At 47.9% G+C, this 22,874-nt stretch carries 24 protein-coding genes; 7 read left to right on the top strand and 17 right to left on the bottom strand.

What is annotated here, in order from left to right:
- Positions 1–7 precede the first annotated feature (7 nt).
- Entirely contained in the window at positions 8–799 is a 792-nt protein-coding gene (locus KBS54_05975; GenBank protein MBQ0055672.1) for an amidohydrolase family protein, read from the bottom strand.
- 230 nt (positions 800–1,029) lie between these two features.
- On the opposite strand from KBS54_05975, the gene KBS54_05970 reads away from it, so the two are divergent.
- The 4 genes from KBS54_05970 to KBS54_05955 all read left to right on the top strand — a co-directional run bounded on the left by KBS54_05970 (position 1,030) and on the right by KBS54_05955 (position 3,932).
- Positions 1,030–1,395 (top strand): metal-dependent transcriptional regulator, encoded by a 366-nt coding sequence (locus tag KBS54_05970; protein ID MBQ0055671.1) that lies wholly within the window; start codon positions 1,030–1,032, stop codon positions 1,393–1,395.
- A gap of 88 nt (positions 1,396–1,483) precedes the next feature.
- Positions 1,484–1,744, top strand: a complete 261-nt coding sequence (locus KBS54_05965) for a hypothetical protein (GenBank protein MBQ0055670.1) — start codon at positions 1,484–1,486, stop codon at positions 1,742–1,744.
- Positions 1,744–2,451, top strand: a complete 708-nt coding sequence (locus KBS54_05960; GenBank protein ID MBQ0055669.1) for a DUF554 domain-containing protein — start codon at positions 1,744–1,746, stop codon at positions 2,449–2,451. Before KBS54_05965 ends, KBS54_05960 begins: the two co-directional genes overlap by 1 nt.
- A 203-nt stretch (positions 2,452–2,654) precedes the next feature.
- Positions 2,655–3,932 (top strand): Glu/Leu/Phe/Val dehydrogenase, encoded by a 1,278-nt coding sequence (locus tag KBS54_05955; GenBank protein MBQ0055668.1) that lies wholly within the window; start codon positions 2,655–2,657, stop codon positions 3,930–3,932.
- 472 nt (positions 3,933–4,404) lie between these two features.
- Here the strand turns inward: KBS54_05955 and KBS54_05950 are convergent, their stop codons facing one another.
- The 5 genes from KBS54_05950 to KBS54_05930 all read right to left on the bottom strand — a co-directional run bounded on the left by KBS54_05950 (position 4,405) and on the right by KBS54_05930 (position 8,848).
- Complete coding sequence (locus tag KBS54_05950; protein MBQ0055667.1) at positions 4,405–5,616, bottom strand: dicarboxylate/amino acid:cation symporter; 1,212 nt, start codon at positions 5,614–5,616, stop codon at positions 4,405–4,407.
- A 35-nt stretch (positions 5,617–5,651) separates the two neighbouring features.
- Positions 5,652–6,815, bottom strand: a complete 1,164-nt coding sequence (locus tag KBS54_05945) for an aminotransferase class V-fold PLP-dependent enzyme (protein ID MBQ0055666.1) — start codon at positions 6,813–6,815, stop codon at positions 5,652–5,654.
- Between the two features lie 44 nt (positions 6,816–6,859).
- Entirely contained in the window at positions 6,860–7,516 is a 657-nt protein-coding gene (locus KBS54_05940; protein ID MBQ0055665.1) for a transcriptional regulator, read from the bottom strand.
- Positions 7,517–7,523: 7 nt separating this feature from the next.
- Positions 7,524–7,904, bottom strand: a complete 381-nt coding sequence (locus KBS54_05935) for a Rid family detoxifying hydrolase (GenBank protein ID MBQ0055664.1) — start codon at positions 7,902–7,904, stop codon at positions 7,524–7,526.
- Positions 7,905–8,086: 182 nt separating this feature from the next.
- On the bottom strand, positions 8,087–8,848 hold the full coding sequence (locus tag KBS54_05930; protein MBQ0055663.1) for a methyltransferase domain-containing protein: 762 nt from the start codon (positions 8,846–8,848) through the stop codon (positions 8,087–8,089).
- A gap of 156 nt (positions 8,849–9,004) precedes the next feature.
- On the opposite strand from KBS54_05930, the gene KBS54_05925 reads away from it, so the two are divergent.
- A complete protein-coding gene (locus KBS54_05925) occupies positions 9,005–9,358 on the top strand; it encodes a hypothetical protein (GenBank protein ID MBQ0055662.1) in 354 nt (117 codons plus the stop codon).
- 60 nt (positions 9,359–9,418) lie between these two features.
- Here the strand turns inward: KBS54_05925 and KBS54_05920 are convergent, their stop codons facing one another.
- The 6 genes from KBS54_05920 to KBS54_05895 form a co-directional block, all read right to left on the bottom strand.
- Complete coding sequence (locus KBS54_05920; GenBank protein MBQ0055661.1) at positions 9,419–10,369, bottom strand: helix-turn-helix domain-containing protein; 951 nt, start codon at positions 10,367–10,369, stop codon at positions 9,419–9,421.
- Positions 10,362–11,066 (bottom strand): ribulose-phosphate 3-epimerase, encoded by a 705-nt coding sequence (rpe, locus tag KBS54_05915; protein MBQ0055660.1) that lies wholly within the window; start codon positions 11,064–11,066, stop codon positions 10,362–10,364. Before rpe ends, KBS54_05920 begins: the two co-directional genes overlap by 8 nt.
- Positions 11,045–12,385 (bottom strand): PASTA domain-containing protein, encoded by a 1,341-nt coding sequence (locus KBS54_05910; protein ID MBQ0055659.1) that lies wholly within the window; start codon positions 12,383–12,385, stop codon positions 11,045–11,047. Before KBS54_05910 ends, rpe begins: the two co-directional genes overlap by 22 nt.
- Positions 12,378–13,727 (bottom strand): RsmB/NOP family class I SAM-dependent RNA methyltransferase, encoded by a 1,350-nt coding sequence (locus KBS54_05905; protein MBQ0055658.1) that lies wholly within the window; start codon positions 13,725–13,727, stop codon positions 12,378–12,380. The genes KBS54_05910 and KBS54_05905 overlap by 8 nt, the downstream gene beginning before the upstream one ends.
- 80 nt (positions 13,728–13,807) lie before the next feature.
- Complete coding sequence (locus KBS54_05900) at positions 13,808–14,470, bottom strand: zinc metallopeptidase (protein ID MBQ0055657.1); 663 nt, start codon at positions 14,468–14,470, stop codon at positions 13,808–13,810.
- A 61-nt stretch (positions 14,471–14,531) separates the two neighbouring features.
- On the bottom strand, positions 14,532–15,476 hold the full coding sequence (locus KBS54_05895; protein MBQ0055656.1) for a DegT/DnrJ/EryC1/StrS family aminotransferase: 945 nt from the start codon (positions 15,474–15,476) through the stop codon (positions 14,532–14,534).
- A gap of 40 nt (positions 15,477–15,516) precedes the next feature.
- Here KBS54_05895 and KBS54_05890 point away from each other — a divergent pair, with 40 nt between their 5' ends.
- A complete protein-coding gene (locus KBS54_05890) occupies positions 15,517–15,696 on the top strand; it encodes a hypothetical protein (protein MBQ0055655.1) in 180 nt (59 codons plus the stop codon).
- Between the two features lie 12 nt (positions 15,697–15,708).
- Here KBS54_05890 and KBS54_05885 read toward each other — a convergent pair whose 3' ends face one another.
- The 4 genes from KBS54_05885 to KBS54_05870 all read right to left on the bottom strand — a co-directional run bounded on the left by KBS54_05885 (position 15,709) and on the right by KBS54_05870 (position 19,180).
- Positions 15,709–17,046, bottom strand: a complete 1,338-nt coding sequence (locus tag KBS54_05885) for a butyryl-CoA:acetate CoA-transferase (GenBank protein ID MBQ0055654.1) — start codon at positions 17,044–17,046, stop codon at positions 15,709–15,711.
- Positions 17,047–17,194: 148 nt separating this feature from the next.
- Entirely contained in the window at positions 17,195–17,905 is a 711-nt protein-coding gene (locus tag KBS54_05880) for an N-acetylmuramoyl-L-alanine amidase (GenBank protein ID MBQ0055653.1), read from the bottom strand.
- A gap of 7 nt (positions 17,906–17,912) precedes the next feature.
- Positions 17,913–18,272 (bottom strand): arsenite efflux transporter metallochaperone ArsD, encoded by a 360-nt coding sequence (arsD, locus tag KBS54_05875; protein MBQ0055652.1) that lies wholly within the window; start codon positions 18,270–18,272, stop codon positions 17,913–17,915.
- Entirely contained in the window at positions 18,269–19,180 is a 912-nt protein-coding gene (locus tag KBS54_05870) for a Ppx/GppA family phosphatase (protein ID MBQ0055651.1), read from the bottom strand. The genes arsD and KBS54_05870 overlap by 4 nt, the downstream gene beginning before the upstream one ends.
- 71 nt (positions 19,181–19,251) lie before the next feature.
- Between KBS54_05870 and KBS54_05865 the strand changes: the two genes are divergently transcribed.
- A complete protein-coding gene (locus KBS54_05865; GenBank protein ID MBQ0055650.1) occupies positions 19,252–20,355 on the top strand; it encodes a glycosyltransferase in 1,104 nt (367 codons plus the stop codon).
- A gap of 267 nt (positions 20,356–20,622) precedes the next feature.
- Here KBS54_05865 and KBS54_05860 read toward each other — a convergent pair.
- Positions 20,623–22,874, bottom strand: a 2,252-nt coding sequence (locus KBS54_05860) for a YadA-like family protein (protein ID MBQ0055649.1), incomplete at its 5' end; no start/stop codon positions are given.

Genomic DNA, 22,874 nt, shown 5'->3' with positions numbered 1-22,874 from the left:
TAATTTTTCACAAGCTCAGCAGCCTTTCCGCATTGCCGCCTAAAATCAGATCTCTGTCTTCGCTCGGAAGATTCAGACAGCTTATCAGCGTCAACTCCCTCCACGGATCGTTCCACGGAAAATCACTGCCAAACAGCACCTTGTCTGCTCCGTGTTTGACAATCAGTTTTTCCATCATCGGTTTGTCAATCCACGGTTCCGCCGTCCATGCGGTATCAAAATAAACATTATGACCTGCAAGAACTTCAAGCACCTCTTTCGCAAGCTTTAACCCGCCCATGTGAGCTGCAACTATTTTCAGTCCGGGGAAATTCTTCTCAACTTCTATAATTGACTGCGGCGGGCAGAAAAGTTCGTCCTCATACGTAGGGTCCCAGCCGGCGTGAAACAGCACAATTAAGTCCAATGCGCGTGCAAGGTCATAGACCGGAAAATTATTTTTGTCTTCCGGTTTGAAACGCTGGAGTGCAGGATGAAATTTCAGACCTTTAATTCCGGCATCGTGTATTTTGCTGACACAGTCCAGTGCCGACTCTGACGCAGGCATAACAGACCCGAAAGAAATCAGCCGCTCAGAATTAATTTCCTGCGCAAAACTTAGTATATTTTTATGCTGATGTTCTCTCGTTGCTATATTCAGTACAACGGATTTGTCAATTCCTGTTGCGTCCATAGTCTGCAGCAGCTCGCTCCGTGTGGGAAAACAGTCGTAAGACACCTTAGAACTGCCGCTAAGTTTTCTCATCGCATATTCTGCAACGTCATCAGGAAACAGGTGTGTGTGAAAATCAATAATCATGTTTGTATTATATCACTTTTCTGATAGTTATCAGCCTCTGATTACCCGCAGAATTATTAAATAGCGCACAATTTGTTTTGTGCCTGCCGGATTTTCTGTCTAGCCGATGCACGCACAACTCCTCTTGAATACAGCAGAGAGAATATGTGACATAAAATTTTCTGCTTCAAATCCCTTACGGAATTATAATAGCGCGAAAATTGGGTTATAATAGACACGGGGTGAGAAAAGTGGTAGACAACGAGTCCGGTGAGAACTATCTCGAATCAGTGCTTATACTGAAAAAACGCAACGGGAAGGTACGCTCCGTAGATATTGCAAATTTTTTCGGCTACTCAAAACCAAGCATATGCCGTGCAGTGAAGGTACTCACCGAGAAAGGCTACCTGCATACCACTAAAAAACTTGAACTGGAACTGACAGACCCGGGGCTTGCCCTCGCGGAAAAGATTTATGAAAAACACAACCTGCTGAAACGTTTTTTTGAAATGCTCGGCGTTGAAGAAGAAACAGCGGAAAAAGACGCTTGCCGTATAGAACACGTTATCAGCGAAGAAAGCTTTACCAAAATCAAGGATTTTATCACCAAAAGATAAACAGTACCGCCAAAGCAGTTAACTTTGTCTTTGGCTGTCTGCATATTCAGGATTTTGCGCTATAATAGTTCCCTCGGAGGAGCAGACTATGGACAACAACAGCTGGATTGCAAAAATTACCATGAACGGGCAGACCGTTTGCGCTCAGATTTTTGATAATGAGCGCATTGCTGTTGCTTTTATCCAGCGTACCGCTCTTGCACTGAAAGATAAATGCGTGATGAAACTTCTCTACCACACCATCCATATAACCGAAGAGACAACTGAAAACTATCCTCAGCATTTCCCCCTCAGCTCCAGAAAAAGAGACATCGTAATTATTGAAGCTGATTTTAAGGACAAGTTCTAATGGAAATACTCAGCCGTATACCTCTTTTTGGTTCTCTTGCAAACGCAGGCATGATTATTGCCGGCGGCCTGCTCGGTCTGCTGATAAAAAAGAAAATTCCTCTGCGCCTGCTTGAAATGCCTGTTGCGGGTCTTGAAATTTACGTTATGGTTCTTGGAATAAGTTATTCCATTAAATCACAGCATCCGCTTATTATGGTCTGCAGCACGGCGCTTGGGGCGCTGATAGGTGAAACTGTTGATCTTGACGGCTTTTTCCAGCGTCTCGGCAACAATATAGAGACAAGACTGGGCGATTCCGGAGAAGGCTTCTCCAAGGGCTTCGTAAGCTGCACTCTCCTTTTCTGTACAGGTTCAATGGCAGTACTCGGCGCAATGGAAGAAGGTTTCGGCGGTTTTCCGACAACCCTGCTGACAAAAGGCATTATTGACGGAATAACAAATATCGCTTTCGCGGCCACGATGGGGTTCGGCGTTATATTTTCAGCGATACCCGTATTTCTTTATCAGGGCACTTTAACCTTGGCAGCAGCCAAGCTTGCTCCTTTTCTGACACAGGAATCAATAACAGAAATGACGTCCGTTGGCGGAATTATGCTTATTGCCATAGCACTGAATATGATGGAAATAAAACGGCTTCGTCCGATGAATATGCTTCCCGGATTTGTCGTCGCCGTCTTTTTGGTATGGATCAATGGAATGTTTTAGGGCATCAGACGTCAAAATTTTAGAACTTAACTTTTAGCTGTCGTCAATTTTATATATCTTCTCATTATTTCATTTCACTTTTGCCCAATAAAAATCAATTTAGTGCAAAAAATATATTTACATTTGGTGTATTTTGGCTGTAAAATGTTTTATCACAAAATTTAAGCCAGCTTTAGAAGAGCTTAGCAGAGAGGTGAATACAAATGGCAAAAATTCAGAGACGTACTTCCAGCAACATACTTTTGAAAACTGCTCTCGAAAATTTCTACGATGCAGCAGAAGAAATGAAACTTGACAAGGGACTTATAGAAATCCTCTGCCGTCCCGAACGTGCCGTCAAGGTTGCAGTTCCTGTCCAGATGGACAACGGAACGGTAAAAGTTTTTGACGGCTACCGCGTACAGCATTCAACAGCCTGCGGACCGTCAAAGGGCGGCATACGCTTCCATCCCTGCGTTGATCTTGACGAATGCGAAGCACTCGCAATGCTTATGACATGGAAATGTTCTCTTGCGGGAATTCCTTACGGCGGAGGCAAGGGTGGCATTTCAGTTGATCCCAATACTCTGTCGAAAAATGAACGCGAACGCATGACACGCACTTTTGCAGCACGCATATCAAAAGTTATAGGAGAATGGGATGACATTCCGGCGCCTGACGTTGCCACCGGCGGTCAAGAAATGGTTTGGATTCTTGACACGGTATCCAAACTTCACGGACGTTTTGAGCCGGCAATGCTTACCGGCAAACCTGTATCCTACTGGGGCTCTGAAGGACGCACTTCGGCAACAGGGCTTGGCGTGTACACATGTGTAAAAGAGGTACTCGAAGCAGGCGGTGATACCTTTAAAGATTCAAAAATTATCGTTCAGGGCTTCGGTAATGTCGGTATGAATAATGCACTCTTCCTTCACCATTCAGGAGCTAAAATTGTGGGAATAAGCGATATTACCGGCGGTTATTATTGCGAAAACGGCATAGATGTGCCCGCCGCAGTACGTTATGCTCAGGAGAACAACAAACTTCTTGAAGGTTACGATCAGCTCGGTCTTGTTAAAATGTCAAACGAAGATATTCTCACGCAGGAATGTCTCGTACTTTGTCCTTGCGCACTTGAAGGTGTAATCAATGAAAACAACGCAAAGCTGATTAAAGCAAAATACATTGTCGAAGGCGCAAACGGTCCGACAACACCAGAGGCAGACAAAATACTTGACAAACGCGGCATTCACATTGTTCCGGACTTTCTTGCCAACAGCGGCGGCGTAATCGGTTCCTATTTTGAATGGGCTCAGAATCTCGCCGGTTATTTCTGGACAGAAGAAGAGTATAACCTGCGTCTTGTGCAGATTATGGAATCCAACTTCAAACGCGTTTTCAAATATGCTATTGCGCATGATGTCACCATGCGCCGCGCCGCATTCTGCGTTGCGATTGAAAGAGTCGCCGAGAATCTGAAGCTCAGAGGCTTTTTCCTCTAAACTGCACAGTAATTGCATATTTTGAGAGGGCAACAGCCCTCTCTTTTTGTACGTTGCACTTTTTTCTCTTTTTGTACGTTGCACTTTTTACGTTTGACAAAACAGCACAAATGTTGTAATATTTTTCGTTGGTGCGCAATACATACCGTGCCTTCAGGGCAGGCACAACGTAGGAAAGGAGTGATTAAATGAGCGACAAACTGGTATACATCGACAGCAAAGCCTACTGGAGAACTCCGGAAGGACTTTTCATAGAAGCCGAAACGAAAGACGGCAGGCTTGTCGAAACAGCGTTCGTTATACACGGCACAAACAAATAAAATGCTGCCCGGCGAACCCTGCACCTGAATATATAACAAAGCCCGCTCACTATAAGCGAACTTTGTTCTCATTCTAAATTAACGAAAAGAGGCAACCGCAAATCTGCAGCTGCCCCTTTTCTTTGGTTTAAGGAGACGTATGTCTTTAATTTTTAGTTTTCAAATGCATCTGCTTCTGAGGAAGCGACTATCGCGGTTCCGACAAGGTCGCCGAGGCAGTTCATTGTCGTAAACGGAGCATCAATCAGTGCAAAAATACCGGCAACTATACCAACAACTTCTACCGGAAGTCCAAACGCGTCAATAATAATCGCGATGGTGACAATTCCACCGCCCGGAACTCCACCGGCACCGGTTGTAAGAATAAGTGCAAGGAAGATAGCCTTAATAAGGATACCTGCTGAAAGCGGAGCACCTATTGCCTGGGCTGCAAAGAGGAAGGATATTGCGAGCATAATGCCGTTTCCGTCCTTATTGACCTGTGATCCGAGAGGAATTGTAAAGCTTGAAATTCCACGCGGAATATTCATGTCATCAGCGCAGCCAAGGGAAATAGGAACGACTGCAAGGCTTGAGCTCGTACCAAGGGCGGTAACGATCATCGGAGCTGCCTTTCTGTAGAAAGCTGCGGGTGATTTTTTCGTAAAGATAGCCAAAAGTACAGTATAGACGCCGACCATTACAAGTACTGAAATGTAGGAAGCACCGAGATATTTGGCAAGGAATCCGAACAGCTGTTTGCCGTAAACGCCGACAGTGCACGCCATAAGCGCACAAATACCGATCGGGGCGTATCCCATAATTATTCCGACAAGTTTGTTAAAGAGGCTTGCAAGAGTTGTAAAAGCGTGATTAAGTTCTTCCCTGTCCTCTTTGTTGAGGAAAAGAATTGCTACACCCAGGAATGCCGAAAATACAACTATCTGGTCAAAGCGGCCTTCTGCAAGTGCTGAGAACGGGTTTGACGGAAGAAGTCCGATAATGGTGTCGCCAAATGTCGGTATTTTTGCTATAGCGCCGTCATAAGCACCCTGGAGAACAAAGCCGAGCCCCGGTTTAAGCGCTACGGCCGTTCCTATACCTACGCAAATTGCACAAATTGTCGTAAAGGTATAGTAAAGCATAATTTTAAGACCAACACGTCCGAAAATCTTCGGATCCTGAAGTGAAGATATACCCGCCACAAGGTTGACAACAATCAACGGCAGCGCTGCCATTTTCAACAGATTAAGGAATATCTTTCCAAGCGGCTTGATTACGGTGACCTGTTCTCCGAAGATGACTCCGAGAATGATGCCTAGTACCATTGCTGCAAGCAGTTTCTTAAGCAACGGGACTTTGTGGTAGCTTTCGCAAATACTCATGTGAACTCTCCTCTCTGATTTTTGGTGCTTTTTGTTTATTTGAGTGCAGCAACCTCATACAAGGCGTCTGCAACTACAGCCATTTGTTCTTTAGTGTTGTAGAAATCCAAACCTATACGGATATATCCGCCGCGCATTGTACAGTAAATCTTTTTGCTTTTCAGAATTTTGTCTGCCTCATCGTCTTTGTTTGCAGGATAGTACACACAGATTATTCCGGAACGGTGCTGTGCCGATTCCGGCGTTACAACGTGCAGGCTGATCCCTTCAAGCCGATTGCGCAGGTCTTCCTCAAGCTCTTCAATCTGTTTCTGTATATTTTCAACACCCAGTTCAAGCAGGAATGAAATTCCTTTGTTAATCGCATATATGCAGTTGTAGCTGAGATTTCCGGATTCAAAACGGCGCGCATTCGGATACCATTCAAGTGTTTCAAAATTGGTGGTAACCGAAGGAGGCGCAACGTGGCTCATTGTGCTCTGATAACCGGCATACGGCGGAATAATGTCTTTCACTATTCTGTCGCTGCAATAGACAAAACCGGCGCCAAGCGTACCGAACAAGCCTTTGTTCGTGCCTGCAACAAGGTAGTCTATATTGAATTCCTTAACATCCATGACGTAACGGCCCAACGTCTGTATGCCGTCAACAGCAAAAATTATGCCGCGTTTTTTACATTCATCGCCAAGCGTCTTCAAATCCGCACGGAATCCTGTGCTGAACTGGGCCGATGATACGATAAGAATTTTTGTATTCTCATCAATCGCGTCAAGCATATCCTGCGTGCGGATATTGCCGTCAATACTTTTGACTACGTTCAGCTTCAAGCCAATTTTCTCGTGCATGTTAATCCACGGGAAAAGCACTGACTGATGCTCCTGGTCAGCAATGACTACGTTATCTTCTGCTTTGAGCGGATAGCCGTTTGCAAGGATCGATACACCTTCGCAGGTATTCTTTGTAAAACCTACTTCGTGCGGTTCGCAGTTCACAAGTTCAGCAACAAGTTCCCTTGTCTCTGCAACCATATCCCACGCAGCCGGAACCATACCCATACCGTAAGAAGCAATATAATTGTCCATAAAGCTGCGGTATGCGTCCTGAACACGTTTAGGCGGCATGCCTACTTGAGAAACATTAAGAAATATTCCGTCGCCAAGAAAATCAAATTCCTTGCTGATAAGTTCCTGGTTTAACACCTTTGGTCCCCCCCTCAGAATTTTAGAAATTCAAAAATTTTCAATTACTCCTCTTTAGAATTATCTTCGTTTGCTTTATTGAGATAATTGTAAATAGTGTACTTGGAAATATCATAATGCTTTGCTATTTCTTCACCTGCGCTTTTAATTCTCAGCGCACCGCAGCGGGCAAGATAGTTAATGCCGTTAATCTTCTGCTGCTTCGTCATAAGGGCTACGGGTGTCCCTATATAGGCTATTGATTCGTGAATCATTGAAATAAGGAGATCTTCAACCTTGTTAAAGACTATTGTCTCGGTCTTTGTTTCCTCCTGTTCCATGCCTATCAGCCCTTTGAGCACATTGTCGGCATTAACTATGGTTGTAATGTCGATATTAACGCACACGGCGCCAATAACCTTTCCCTCTTCGTTCTTGAGATATATGGTACTGGAACGGAGAAAACGTCCGTCATGTGTCTGGGTGAAATAGTTAAAGCGTCCGTCACTCTTTTCAAGTCCTTGCAGCATTTTAAGCCCGATGCTCGTGCCTGACTGACCAACGCTGCGTCCGGTAACGTTTCCGTTTGAAATCGCGACTATAGTAGAATCAAAATCCTTGGCATAATCGTGTATAACAAATTCAACGTTATCCCCGAAATGCTTGCCGAACCCTTCAATGATGCTTTTTAAAACAGGGAGGTATTCCTCAACGCTGTTCATATCCCAATTATTTTTTCCTTTTGGCTATTGCTTCGATTTCAATAGGAATACCGCGAAGAACGACCTGTATTGTGCTTCTTGCTGGGAAAGGCTTCGGCATCATAGCCGTATAAACCTCGTTCATAGCCGCAAAATCCTTAATATCTGCAAGGAAAACTGTTGTCTTGCCTATATCTTCAAGATCCGCGCCTGCCTCTTTTAGAATCGCCTGAACATTTTTAATGCACTGCTCCGTTGCAGCCTTTATTTCCTGTTTGATTTCGCCTGTCACAGGATCCATTGGACGCTGTCCGGCAACAAAAATATAATCACCAAAATCAACTGCCTGTGAATACGGTCCCGCTGGTGACGGAGCGTTTCCAGTAACGACCTGTTTTTTTTCGTACATAGCGTTCGCCTCCAAAGTTTTACTTTCATGATTATATAGAAAGAATATATAACTGTCAATTTTTTTGTAATTTTTTTAAAATTCTCAAAAGTTTTTGTAAATCCAATTCTTCCTGATTGTCAGCATCTGCCGTCTGCTAAAATCAAAAACGCCCGCTGACGCGGGCGTTTTACTGCAGTTGTTCAGTCTTTATTCTTCGGCTTGACAGCAAGGAAGCGAAGCCTGACGTAATCTACGTACCATTTGCCGTTTTTGAAAAGCATTGGTTTGCAGTAAGCCTCAACTTCGTCATAGAAGGCTTCTTTGTCCGCTTCTTCAAGACCTTCCGTATGGCTGTTGGCAAAAACCTTAAGCCAGCCTCTCAGTCCGTCTGTCCCAAGTTCCGTCGGTTTATCTATCCTGGCTATGTACTCTATCTTGAAGCCCTGCGCTTTAAGTATTTCGCTGAATTCGGCATATTCGCAGAATTTCCACGGATTTCTGGCCTTGTAATCCAGTCCGCGTTTGGCAAGAGCGATTTTCATTCCTTCACGCACTATTCTGAGACAACCGTCCCCGCCACATTCAGCAGCAAAACGGCCGCCGGGCTTCAGAGCCTGCCATACCCTGCGTACAACGAGATATTTGTCAGGCATCCAGTGCAGTGCTGCATTGCTTATGACCGCCTCAAATTTCTTACGGCTTTCAAACTCAACACCTTCTATAAGACGTGCGTCTATTCCGAGCTGTTTGGCAGCCTCAACCATTTCGGGACTTGAATCAAGTCCGACTATTTCGCAGCCAGCATCTGCAAGTTCTTTTGCAAGAATTCCGGTTCCGCAGCCAAGGTCGAGTATTCTTTCTCCCGGCTTCGGAGCAAGCAGTTCTATTACAGGTCTGCCGAATTCAATGATAAAACGGGCGCTTTTGTTGTAATTCTCAGGATTCCAGGTCTGGTTTGCCATCGTTAACTCACCTCGCTGATATTATAGAACTTTTATCTCATAAAAGGCAGACCTAATTTTTATTTTCATAAAATCCACATATTCTGCCGCTATAATGTTTTTTAGGATATAATAATTGCAGACATACAGTTCACTGCATGAAAGGAGCACTCTGCCATGAAGAAGACCCTGCTTGCTGCAACGATATTTTTATTTACGTTTTTTTCGTCTGCAACAGCTTTTGCCCATCCGCCCAAAAATCTTGAAGCGGTTTGGAATGCCTCCGCGCAGACACTTACGGTTAAAGCTTCTCACCTTGTCAACGACACCGCCAAGCATTATGTTTTAAGTATGGTGGTAATGAACAGCAAAGGAGAACAGATTGCCTTTAAACAGTACACCAAACAGGCTTCGGACAAGAGTTTCAGCGATTCCGTCACTCTGCTTAACGCCAAACAGGGTGATAGTGTTAAAATCCGTCTGGTATGCAATATTATGGGCACAGCGGAAGAAACTATAACGCTGAAATAAGTTTTTCTTATTAAACCACAGGCAGCAATAAAAAATCTTCAGATTAGCTCTGAAGATTTTTTATTGCTTTGCAGTTTTTTGTTTTGTGAACGTAACCGTTCCGTCGCTCCAGTAATATCTGGAACGCCCTTCGCGGGAAGGATGCAGAGGTTTAAAGGCAGCTTCTCCAAAATAAACTTCTGTTCTGTTCGGGTTTTCGTAGCGAACGCGAACGGGAATGCTGCCTTCGATTTTAAACCTCATAGTTTGGGCTTCGGCTATTTCACCATCGTAGATTATTTTTTCTCCTTGTGATACCTTGATTTTTATTTTCCCTTCAGCCGCTTTTACAAGCAGTTCATTTTTTGCAGGCACAGGGTTTTGCGTGCTGTCATCCGCTTTCGCCGGATCGGAGGTTTCAGCCGTTTCGGGTTCGGTTGACGACTGTTCTTCCATATAGACGGCTTCTTCTGCTTCCGCGCGTTTCTCTGCCTGTTTTCTCATTTTTTCTTCCGCTTCGCGCTGAGCTTCTGCTTCATCCAGTTTTTTCTGTTCAAGCACCTTGGCTGTGCCTCCGTTAAGCTGCGCTATATTGCTGGTTTGGGCGCCTGAAAGCGTGTTTTTGAAGCTGAACGCAAGCAACATTGCCACAACGATGGCAAGGCAAGACACAACCACCAAAGGTTTGTTGTTTTCCGGTCTGTACTGCGTGTCTTGAACAAAATTTTTTTCTTCTGTTTGACGTACATTATCGTCAGCCTTTTTTACAACTTCGTTTTCAGCGTTTTCAAAAAACTGTTCGTATGCCTTTAACAGGCTGTCGGCTCCGATTGCCTCGCAGTATTCCCTGACAAAGATTTTTCGATAAAATCCGGGCGGCAGTACATCAAGTCTGCCGTCTTCAACAGCCTGAAGATATATAGTGTTTATTTTGGTATTTTCCGACAGTTGGTTAAGGTCAAGGTTAAGGTTCTCTCTCAGTTGTTTAAGCTGTTCCCCGAGCTGTTCGGGAGAGGCGTACTCTCTATCCATTGTTTTCTCCGCCCGCAGTTCTCATTTTACGCACGGTCTCTGCCGGATTCGGACTGCCGAACACAGCATTTCCCGCAACCGCTATGTCGCAGCCGTGAGCGGCAGCCAATGCCGCATTTTCCGGCCCAAGTCCGCCATCCATCTCTATCAGATAATCATAGTTTCTTTCTTTTCTCAGTTCGGCAAGCCTGCAAACCTTTTCCAGCACTTCGGGAATAAATTTCTGACCGCCGAAGCCTGGGTTGACAGACATAACAAGTACAACGTCCGCAAGATTCAGAACAGGCAAAATCGATTCCGCCGGTGTCGCCGGATTTATTGCTATTCCCGCCAGAACACCCTCGGCTTTTATGCTCTGCAGCACACGATGCAGATGCGGAGTTGCTTCGGCATGCACCGTAAGCAACGACGGTCTGCCGGCAAGAAACATCGGAACAAAGCTTTCTGCAGGCTCAACCATAATATGAACGTCGATAAAAGCGTCAGGATATTTCTTGCGCAGCGCTTTCAGCAGAGAAGGTCCGTAAGAAAGATTCGGTACAAAATGTCCGTCCATAACGTCCAAATGCAGCCAGTCATACGCACCGTCAAGTTCAGCTATGCTGTTTTCAAGATTCAGGATATCAGCCGAAAGAAGCGAAGGTGCGACCAGCAGCTTTTCACCGCCTTTTAGCTTTACTTGTAACGCTCCTGCCATACCTTTTCACCGCCAAGCATAATGGATACTGTTGCTTCGTTCTTGTATTTCACAGGCACGGAGAATGTTTCTCCTCCGTTTGCCGTAACGTCTTTTAGCACGCGCACGCCATCCGCGTCCTGCACCGTAATTTTAAGACTGAGCGGGGAGATCAGCGGCGGAACCACGTAACGCACTTTCGCAGTTTTGGACGGCGCCGAAATCTCCGTATCGTCAGCTGCTGATTTGACTTCTTCTTTAATTTCTTTCTTTTTCGCTTCTTCTTTCTTCACTTCTTCTTTTTTCGTCTGCACGTCTGCCGTTTTTGCTGCCGGCTGCGCCGTGCCGGTTTTGTCCGTAGCGTTTTTGGCTGCGACAGGCTGCACACTCTTCTCGGGTTTCAGCTGTGCAGCGGAAACCTCTGTTTTTGTTTCTGCTTTCTTCTCTTTAGCATTGTCAGCCTTTTTTGCAGCCTCAGGCTGTTTTCCGGCTTTGACAGCGGCGGCTTTCTGCTGCTCTGTCTTGTTCTCCGCCTCTTTCTTTGGCTGCTCCTTTTCCGTAACCTTTACCGTCTTGACAATTTCATTCCCCGATGCTGTACCGTTTTCCGCCTGTTCTGTTTTGTTCTCCTCAGCGGAGGCAAGCAGCAAAGACACAGTATCCCCTGTCTTAACTCTTGTTCCTATGTTCGGTCTTGTTCCCACAACCGTGCCTTCCTTTGACGAAGAAACGGTTTTTATGGTATCACCAAGCTGCAGTCCGCTTTTAGTCAAAAGTTCCGCTGCTTCTTCCGGTGTCCTGCCTCTTAAGTCAGGCACCTGCGTAAAGCCGTCTTCCGACGCGCCGCCGGTGCTTACAAGCAGTTCAATGCCGCCGCCTGCCGCGTATTTCTGACCTGCGGAAGGATTTTGCGCCAGTACCGTACCGTCATTTTTGTCCGGTTCACTGACCTGTATTATTCTGCCAGCTTTAAAACCTGCGTCCTCCAGTTTGCGGACTGCTTCTTCCTTTCCCATAAAACGCACATCGGGAACGGCGCAGAGCATACTTCCGCCGCTTACTTTAAGCAGCACAGTTTTGTCTGTCTTAACTTTTTTCCCTGCCTTGATGCTTTGAGAAACAACAGTACCGGCATTTTCGTCCGAGCCGGTTTCTTCAATGTTTGCAGACAATCCGAGTCTTTGAAGAGCGTTTACGGCTTCTTCCGCCTGCATACCGTCAAGTTGCGGGACAATGACCTTGTCCCCGCTTCCTCCGAATATGGAACGGAACATAACAAAGCCGCAGCCGGCAATCATCAGAAGCGCAAATATTATAATCCAGCGGCGAAAATTACGCATTGTTTCCCTCCTGTCTGCGTTTCAAAAGCAGCGCGGCGTAAAATCCGTCCGTCCAAGGCTGGACGGGATTTATTACCACACCGTACGGTCTGCCTTTCTGCATGAATTTATGTTCTGTTTTTACAGGCAGCTCCACAATATCTTTTCTCTTTGACAACAGGTCCGCCACTACCTCTTCATTTTCTTTTCTGAAGCTTGAGCAGGTCATGTACGCAACAATTCCGCCTGGCTGCACAATGTCTGCGGCACGCTCAAGCAGCATTTTCTGCAGTTTTGCGCTCTCATCGACATCTTCAGGCTTCATCCGCCATTTGCCCTCCGGATGTCTTCCCCACGTTCCGGAACCTGAACAGGGGGCATCAAGCAGTACAAGCGATGGCGCTGTTTTCGGCTTCAGTTTAAGCGCGTCTCCGATGCGCAGCTGAACGCGGCTGCCTGCATGAAGTTTCATCAGTTCAAGCTTCGCGGTCTGTATTTTAGCGGGGGAAATGTCCCACGCCTCTATCTGCGCAAGCGGGAACATATCAATCAGCTGGCGCGTTTTAACTCCCCTTCCGCTGCACATGTCAAGAATGGCGCCGTCCTTGTAACGTCCGGCAAGCAAATTGACAACAAACATGGACGACTCTGTCTGCGGCGAAACTTTTCCTTCGCTGTAGCCCGGGAGAGACGGAGGATAATCCGTTGACGCGGTACGCACGGAATTGGCAAGCAAATCCGACGCCCATGCTTTCTTCCCGCATTTTTCTCCGTATTCCTTTATCCACACTTCACGGTCAACATCGCTTCTGAGCCTGAGCGACAGATAGGTTTTCATGCCCATGGCTTTTATAAGCTTTTTGGCTTCGGCAATCTGCCGTTCTTTTGCCCATTGCGCCGCAGCCCAGCCCGGAACGCCCCAGTAAAGCGCCTGATCGCTCACGGAAGCCGCTTTTTTCAGCGTTTCAAGATATTCCGGAGCTTCCTCTGAAACGGAACGCAGTACAGCGTGGACAGTCTTAACGTCCTGTACGTCGCTGTCTCTTCCGCTTGCCTTAACTGCCTGCAAAACCGCGTTGATAAGAACCGGCGCGGCAAAATGTTTAAGCTCGACAAGTCCGGCGATACCGATCATAAGAGCGGTCTGCGTTCTGAACGAAAGCGCCCTTGCATTGCGCCGGCAATATTTGAGCATAAGATGCTTCCACAAGCCCTGCCTTCTCAGAGTGCAGTAGACAAGAAGCGCGGCGACGTCCCTGTCGCCCGAATTTATTTCCGGATAAAGTTTTCTTAAAGCTTCCGATGCAAACGTTCCCGAGCTTGCATCCATACAGACATGAAGTGCAGCTTCTATGCCTCTCATTGCCTCTGCCTCCTGTACGCGGACTAAAACGGGAACAGCCGTGCCGTTCCCGTTAATTGTACACTATTTTTGCAATTTTTTTAATCTCTCCGCTGATTTCTGAGCAAAATAAGTCTGAGAAGCTGCAGCGCGGACATAACCATCGCCGAAACGTAGGTAAGGGCAGCAGCTGTCAGCACCTTTTTTGCCCCTGAAATTTCAGCCCCGTTCAAAAAACCGTTGCCGGAAAGAATCTTCAAAGCCCTGCCGCTTGCGTCAAACTCGACAGGAAGCGTAATCGCGTGAAAAACAAGCACACCGCAGAAAAACAGTATTCCGAGGTCTATCAGCGCAAGATAATTGAACAAAAAGCCTATGAAAAACAGCGGCATTGAAAGCGTTGAGCAGATATTGACAACCGGAACTATGCTGTTTCTTATTTTCAGCGGGGCATAACCCACAGCGTCCTGAACCGCGTGTCCGCATTCATGAGCCGCAACCCCTATAGCCGCTATGCTTGTGCTGCCCGCAACACTCTGCGACAGACGGAGAACCTTTGCGCGAGGGTCGTAGTGGTCGGTAAGCTCGCCTGCTATATGCTCTATTCTGACATTCCGCAGACCGTTGGCGTCAAGAATCGCCCTCGCCGCATCGTCCGAAGTTACACCGCGGGAAGACGCAGCGCCTGAATATTCCGCAAACGCGGATTTTACCTTGAACTGCGCCCATAAGGAAAACAACAGTGCCGGAATAAGAAGAATCATTGTAGGATCGTAATAAAACAAGTCTGACACCTCCGAATTTATTTTTTCAAGCAAAATAATTTTACTGCAGATTATGGTTTTTGTCTCGGTAAAAATACTTAATGCGCGAAACAATTTCTTCCTGCTCCGCTTCGGAAATTTCCATTTCTGCGGGAAGCAGAAGCAGTTCGTTTTTCAGCTTTTCAAAAACAGGACAGCCTGTATTTTCAAAAGCGTAAGGCAGAGTTCCGCAACTGATTGACTGCGATTCAAGATATTCTTTCAGCGCGTCCCTGTCCTTCACGCACAGCGGGCAGACGGAAGCCGAAGCAAACGATGCGCCGCCAAACTGCGGAAACGACACAAACGGAAGCAGGGCTTTTTCATGTATCAGCAGGCGGTATTTGGAAACGGCAAGTCTGCGTCTGCCGTTCACTCTTTCAAAATCAGGCTGCCGGCACATGAAATTTGCCGCGGAAATACTGTCTGACAACGGAAGTTTTTCGGCAAACGCTTCATCCTGACAGCATATAAGGGCAAATTCAGGTTCAATGATACAGCCGATTCCCGACGCACCGGGGCGCAGGATTTTTTCGTCCGAAAAATATACTGAACCTGTGCAGCCGGCACATTCCTCTATGAGAGGGATATTCTTCTGTTTCAGCTTCTCGGCAAGCTCCTCAAAACTGCTCAGTCTACCAAAGCTGTGTGAAACGACAACAGCCTTTGTCCTCTCCGTAAGCTTTGAAGCAACATCTTCCTGCGATGGGGCAAAGCTGCAGGGGCACAAGCCGCTGAATACAAGCTTAAGTCCTCTGCTTCGCGCAAAATCTGAAATATCCGTACAGAGATTTGCGGAAACGACTATCTCGCTGCCGCAAGGCAAATCCAAAGCGGAAAGTACGGCCAACAGTGCGTCTTCCGCTCTGCTGAAGCGCACCGCTTTCGTTTCGAAATACCGCGCCGCAAATTTTTCGGCTCTCAGAACTTCGCTGTCTGCCACAAAGATACCTCCGCGCTGTTTCATAAAATTTTGACAATTCCGGACGGCGGTGTACAATTAGCGCATGAACAAAAGGCTTATTGTGATGCTTCTTTCACTCTCAACAATACTGTTCTACGGCTGGGCGCTCGGCGCGATGTTCAACTATGCCGCCGGAGTTCCGCAGCCTCTGATTCTTGCAGGCGGTCTCGCCGCAGGCACTCTTTGCGCAGTTATCGCCGTGTATGTCTGGTCAAAACGCTAATTTAATTGCACACTATCTTTTATTGCTCCGCTTCCAGATATGCAGCTTCTCCGCAGCGGCAATCAGCTCTTCCCTGAAATCGGGATGCGCGATTGAAACAAGAGCCTCCGCGCGTTCCCAGGTTGATTTTCCCTTAAGATTTACAATGCCGTACTCGGTAACGACGTAGTTTGTATTGGCGCGCGTATCCGTTACTATTGAGCCCTGGCTGAGCGTAGGAACAATGCGTGATTTCGTTGTACCGTCTTTCATTTTGAATGAGGAAGAACAGCATATAAAGCTTTTTCCGCCCTTTGAAAGATACGCTCCGAGAACAAAATCAAGCTGCCCGCCAGCTCCGCTGATGTGTCTCGTTCCGGCGCTTTCGGCGCTGATCTGTCCGAAAAGGTCGAGATCTACCGTATTGTTTATGGATATAAAGTTGTCGAGCTGCGCAATAGTGCGTATATCATTGACGTAATCAACGGGAGCGCACATGCACTGCGGATTTTCGTTTATATATTCGTACAGTTCGCTGCTGCCCGCGGCAAAAGTGTACACCTGGCGGCCTTTATCCAGCGCCTTATGCGTGCCTGTAATCTTGCCCGCCTTTGCCATTTCAAGATACGCGTCAACGTACATTTCGGTATGAACACCGAGCTCCTTAAGGTCAGACCGGGCGATAAGGCTTCCGACCGCGTTCGGCATTCCGCCTATTCCAAGCTGCAGGCATGCCCCGTCCGGAATCTCCGCAACGATAAGCTCCGCGACCTTTCTGTCAACGTCCGTCGCCGGAGCGGCGGGCATTATGCCGATTTCGGGATTGTCCCCTTCAACAATCATGTCAACGTCCGATATATGTATCTCGGTTCCGAAACCGCCGAGACAGCGCGGCATATTTTTGTTCACCTCAACAATAATTTTGTCCGCCGTTTCGCAGACTGCCGCCATGTGCGAAGCGTTGGGACCGAAATTGAAATAACCCTTGCCGTCCATAGGCGCAACCTGAAAAACAGCAACGTCCGAATGCAGGCTGTCCCTGTAATACCGCGGAAGCTCGGAATATCTTACCGGCGCATAAAAAACAAAACCATCGGGGATCCTTTTTCTTGCAAAGCCTGTCATGTGCCATGAATTCCACGTCATGTGCGCTGCGGGATCTTCTATTTTGAAAATTTCAGGTTCCCAAAGCAGAATACCACCGCGGAAATTAACGTTGTGCAGCTTCGGAAGGCGTTTCGCAAGCTCGGCGTCAACCGCGCACGGAATTCCTGTCGTCCAGCCGTAATCAACCCACATGCCTGATTTTATGCAGGCTGCCGCTTTAGAGGCAGTCGTCAGTTTTTTCCTGTATTCCTTTGAGAAATCCATCGTTGTCACCCCGTATTTGTTTTGAGCTGCCAATATTATAGCAGAGGACGCAAAAGTTTTCCGCAAAAATATAGTCAGCATAAATCAACGATTTTATTATCTTTTTAATGCTTCAATCAACATGTAATCTGCGTCAGGGCAAAAAAAATTACCTGCTCCGCAGGTAATTTTCTATTCCTTCCGCTATGCCAAAGGCGGCTTTGGCTCGGTATTTTTCGTCCTGAAGCAGCATATCCTCCGTTTCGTTCGTCATATAGCCGACCTCGACTATCACCGACGGAACGCTGCTCCAGTTTATCCCTGTCATAACGTCCGTTTCCACTATGCCGAGATTTTTCGCCCCCGTTGCTTTGCAAAGCCCTTTCTGCACCGCTTCGGCAAGTTTTCTTTCCTTAGGGTACAGAGCGGGATTAAAGCTGTTGCGCGCGCTTCTGCAAAGCGTCATGGCGCCGTGCGTATCCTTCGGCTGTCTTGCCCCACGGGCGTTCGCGTGAAGGTTTATTATCAGCTCCGCCCCGTTTTCCAGCGCAAACGCGGCACGTTCCCTGTTGCTTATATTGACGTCGCTGCTTTGTCTGACCATAATAACCTTATGTCCGCGCTTCGCAAGCTCTTTTTCAAGCAGCACGGCATTCAGCAGATTGAGCTCATGCTCGGGCATACCGCTTGCGACACCGCGCGGGCCGCAGGAAACCTTATATTTCAGTATTGTTGAGCCGGGCCCGATAGGTTCTTTTTCCAAATCGGACTTCGCCTGATGCCCCGCGTTTACGGCAATAACCGCCGCGCGGCAGGGCGCGATGCAAAAGACAAGAAGCAATACAGGCAGCATAAATTTTACACAAGCTTTAATTTTCATCTTAATTTCACCTCTCGCAAAGCAGTCTCCCCGGCGGAAGCAGTTCGTCAAGTGCCGTTTTTTCAAGTCCAAGCGCTTCAATAATCTCGCTGTTAGTCGGATACCGCCCCTCAACCGCTATTTCTCCGTCCAGCGTGCAGACAGGCAGAGCCTTTTCTCCGTGCTTTTTCAGATACGCGATGACCTGCTTGTTCTCGGCAAAGGCTTTGGGACTCCGCGAAAGATTGTATATTTCCATTTCAATTCCCTTTGCTTTCAGCGTTTCGTACACGGAAGACATACGCAGCAGCTCGGGATTCGCCTTTGCTCCGCAAATTCCGGTGATACAGCAGGCAGCCTGTTCATAGACCGCAAGTTTACCCGTCATCGCGACAGCATCTCCGCAAGCAGCGCGTGTCTTAAACCGCGCAGGCTGAGCGTCAGCGAACGGCTTTCGGTTATTTCCATTATCGCTGAAGCCGCGCAGGCTCCGGCAAGCACTATATCCGCTCTTGCCGGATTCATTCCCGGCATTGCCCTGCGCTCGTCAAACGTTCTGCACGCAAGCTCTTTTATCAGGGCTTCAAGCTCAGTTTTTGAAATCGTCATTCCGCTGAGCTTCTCCGCATCGTATTCCGGCATTGCGGATTTAAGCATGAAAAGCGTCGTTAAATTGCCCCCTGTCCCCACAAGACACGCCGGACGACCTTTCACACCATTTTTGACAAGTTCTGCCCTTATAACGGCTTTAAGACGCGAAACAGCGCTTAAAGGAGCGGGGGCTTCGGGCAGAAATTTTTCCGTCAGCTCCACGGAGCCGATATTTACGCTGAAAGCCCTCGTAATTTTGCCGAAACACGAATATACAAACTCCGTGCTGCCGCCCCCGAGATCAAAAACAAGCAGGTCGCGCAGCACAGATTTCGGCACTTCGCAAAGAACAGACTCAAAAGAAAGCCTTGCTTCCTCCTCGCCGGAAATGATACGCAGTCCTATATGGGCAAGTTCCTTCACCCTTACTTCAAATCTGCTGCTGTTTCCGGCAGAACGCAGAGCCATCGTCCCGACCACCTCAATCTGCTCGGCGCCGTCTTCGTGAGCCTGCTCCACGTAATCCGCAACAACGCGGGCGGTGCGCTCCATCGCTTCCGCGGAAAGCATCCCGCTGTCCTTCAGCCCCTCGCCGAGCCGCGTCACGGTATTGACGTCCTTCACAAAGGAAACGACTCCGTCCGAAAGCTCCGCAACGGTGTACTTGACCGAATTCGTCCCTATCTCCACTACTGCCTGTTTCATATGCGTTCTCCCCTTTTCTCTCGAGAACATTATACTATTTATCGCTTTTTTTGTACTATAATCTTGCTGTCATGAAAAGTATCGCAGTTTTTTACGCTTCGGAAGGCACGGGACACCGTACGGCGGCTGAAAACCTCGCCGAACGGTTCAAACTTGACAATCCTGACGGACAGTCACTCTGCGCCGATATTCTTGACTGCGTGCCCAAGCTGCTTCATGCAGGACTTTCAAACTACTATCTATGGACGGTGCGCTGGTGGCCGTGGCTTTGGGGAAAATCGTACTGGGGCTCGGACAAACCCGGCGTTACAAAATTCTGCTGCGATTTGGCGCACAAACTTCTCTGCAAAATGTACATCTCAAAAGCCGAACGCCGCGTTCGCGAAATGAACGCGGAAGCCGTCTTCTTCACCCACTACTTCGGAGCGGAGCATTTTGCAAAAAGAAATCCTGACATACCCGTATTTTTCGTCAACACCGACTATGAAACCCACATATTCCAGAGGTCGGACATATACGCGGCAAGCTTCGTGCCGAGCCGTACGGCGCTCGGACAGTACGCGAAAGAAAACATAGAAAACGTGTACAACAGCGGAATACCCGTTGCTGCAAAATTTGAAACCGCGCCATCAAAAGAAACCGCGCGGGAAAAACTCGGCATTGACAAAAACAGGCGCGTCATACTTGTAAGCGGCGGCGGAATAGGCGCCGGAAGCATAGAAAAAATCGCCGCGTCTCTTGCAAAACGCAAAGACCGGCTGACGGTTGTAATCTGCGGAAACAACAAAAGCCTGAGAAAAAAACTTGAAAAAATCTACAAAGCCGATGAAAACGTGCGGATTGAAGGCTATGTGGACAACATAGAAGAATTTTACCGCGCGGCAGACCTCGGAATAATCAAGCCGGGAGGTCTGACGCTTGCGGAAACACTTGCCTGCGGACTGCCTCTGCTGATCATGGACCCCGTTCCGGGACAGGAGGAATGCAACCTCCGCTGTGTATGCAGCGAAGGCGCGGCTTTAAAGCTTGACAACGCGGAAAAAGCCGCGGAAACTGCGGAACTGATACTGAACAACCCTCAAAAACTAGCGGCGCTGACCAAAAACGCAAAAAGAATAGCCCGTCCGGACGCGGCACGCGAAATTCTGCAAACTGCCGAACGGATTATAAAATAAACGGCGGTATTGGCGCTTTGCGCCGCCGGCGCCTAAAAACCAATGACTATAAGGAGCAATGACCCAAAAAAACAATTACTATAAAATACAATTACCATAAAAAACAATTGTAGTGTCCGCTAAAGCGGACGTTTGAAGTTAGAACCGCATTGCTCGCTTCGCTCGCGCCGTCGGCTGTCAGTAAAAAAAATCAACTGCGGCAGAAATTAAAAACGGCTTGGGATTATTTTTCCCAAGCCGCTTGTTGTTTATTTTGCTTGTTGTCTATTATTTATTCTCCAGTTTTTCAATCCTTTCAAGCAGCTGCTTGATAAGTTCGCCCTGTGCTGCCTTGTCGTTCTTCAGCGTTTCAATTTCGCCGTTCAGATATTTCACCTGTTTCTGAAGCGCCGCGCGCGTTACCGCCGTTTCGCCCTTGCCGAATTTCAGGCTGAAACCGACGTTGTACGCGTTCTGGCTGTCGTTTCCGTTGCTTATTGACGTTGACGCTGAGAGCATCATATTCGGATTCGGTTTGTAGGCAAGTCCTATCGCTTCCGCGTTAGCGCCTCTGTATCCACCGTACGCCACCGCTCCTACAAGTTTGTCGCCGTTTTCGCCTGACGGTTCTACAAAGTGCAGTCCGGCAAGTGCCGCCGATATTGCGCCGACTTCGCGGATTTCCTGCGTGTTGGCGTTTATCGCAAGGTCTCTCGCGTAAAGCTGCGCGCCGTTGATTGCATCCGTTGATGTCGGCGATACTTCTCCCGCCATAAGGTTGGTGATTTTCGCAGGCGTTCCTGTTCCGTTGCCGAGTGTTATAGTTTCTCTCGTATCGTCATCGTACGCCACTCCGCGTGACCCTACTCCGGAACCTATCGCGTCTTTCATTTGTTTGAGGTTAACAGCGTCTGTGTCTTGCGTACCAGCCGCTACGTTGTGAAGCGTTACTGCCGTTTCTGTTCCATCCTCCGTGTCTTTCAGCGTTACGCTGTTCAGTCTGTTGCCGTCTTCATCGGTGTCGTAGTGTACCGCTTTCGCGTCATATCCGCCGCTTCCGCCTGTCGCGTTGATTGTCAGTTTGTTGCCGCTTGTTGAAAACTCAATGTTTTCTCCGGCTGCTATTTCTATGCCGCCGCCGCTGTTGAGGTTTTCACTCAAAACAGTTTCTTCGCTGCCGATAATTTTGACTTTGCTGTAATCATACAGCTGTCCGCCGTTAATTGCGTCTTTTGAGCCTGACTCTATGTTTCCGTCCGCTGTGTTGGTTATTTTCTGATTGTTGGCGTTAATGCCGGCCGGGGTGATGTAGTCTTTTCCTCCCACTCTGAGCGTGTCTGACGTAAGTTTTGCCGTGTCTGCTATGCTGTCTTTGACTATTGATATTCCGTCTGGCAGTATGTCTGTTCTGTTTGCCGCGTCAAATGACGCCCCTGCCGTCATTTTGTCAAAGTACGCTGTGTCTGTGGTTTTTATGACTACGTTGACTTTATCAGGTTCTGTCGTGTCCGGAATAAGGTCAATCGATGTGTTTTTGCCGTTAACAAAGCTTTTTATCATACTTCCGTTAAGTACCACAGGCGTGCGAAGTCCGCTCAGGTCAACGTTCACCGCGTCCGGAGTTTCTGTTCCCGTGTAGCGGTCTTTGAGCGTAAATTTAAGTGTGTTTCCGTCAAGGCTTGCTCCTGATATCGCGTTGTCTTGCATCTGCGCCACTTCAAGTACTTCACCGTTGACTTTTTCTGCCGTAATATTACCGCTTGTTCCTGTCGCAAAGCTTTTTATCAGGTTGCTGTTGGTAACGTAAAGCTGTGCACCGGTTATCGCGTCGGTTGAGTCTGCCGTAACAGCACCGTTGGCAACGTTGACTATTTGTTTCAGATGTCCGCCGCTTCCTACCGATACTACGCCTTCTGCTGTTGTTCCTCCACCGAATGTGTAGGTTGTGCCGTTTATTGTCGCGCTTGATATGTCCGCTTTATCTTTTGTTTCGGCATTGTTGCCTAAAGCTACTGAGTTTGCATGTACCGCTTTGGCGTTGTTGCCAAGCGCTATTACTCCGGCGTAGGTATCTGCGTCTCCTGCAACACCGGCAACCGCTCCTTCTCCAAATGCGAATGAACTTCTGCCGTATGCACTGCCGCCGGCTGTACTGGTATCGTCGGTCAAATTATAATATCCGCCGCCGGCAAAGGAAGATTCCCCAACAGCATTTGATCCAACTCCCATTGCCATGGACGTGCCTCCATTGGCGATCGTCTCAATCCCCATCGCCGTGGAATAATCGCCGCTGGCGTTCGTACCACACCCCATCGCCGTGGAAGCCACTCCGCTGGCGTTCGTACTTTGGCCCATCGCCGTGGAATCGTCTCCGCTGGCGTTCGTATTATACCCCATCGCCGTGGAAGCCACTCCGCTGGCGGTCGTACCATACCCCATCGACGTGGAATATTCTCCTTCGGCGGTCGTACCATACCCCATCGACGTGGAATAATTGCCGCTGGAGGTCGTACCATACCCCATCGCCGTGGAATTCGCAC

Source organism: Candidatus Equadaptatus faecalis, assembly GCA_018065065.1.
Taxonomy (GTDB): Bacteria; Synergistota; Synergistia; order Synergistales; family Synergistaceae; genus Equadaptatus; species Equadaptatus faecalis.
This window is presented reverse-complemented; position numbering and strand designations above follow the sequence as displayed.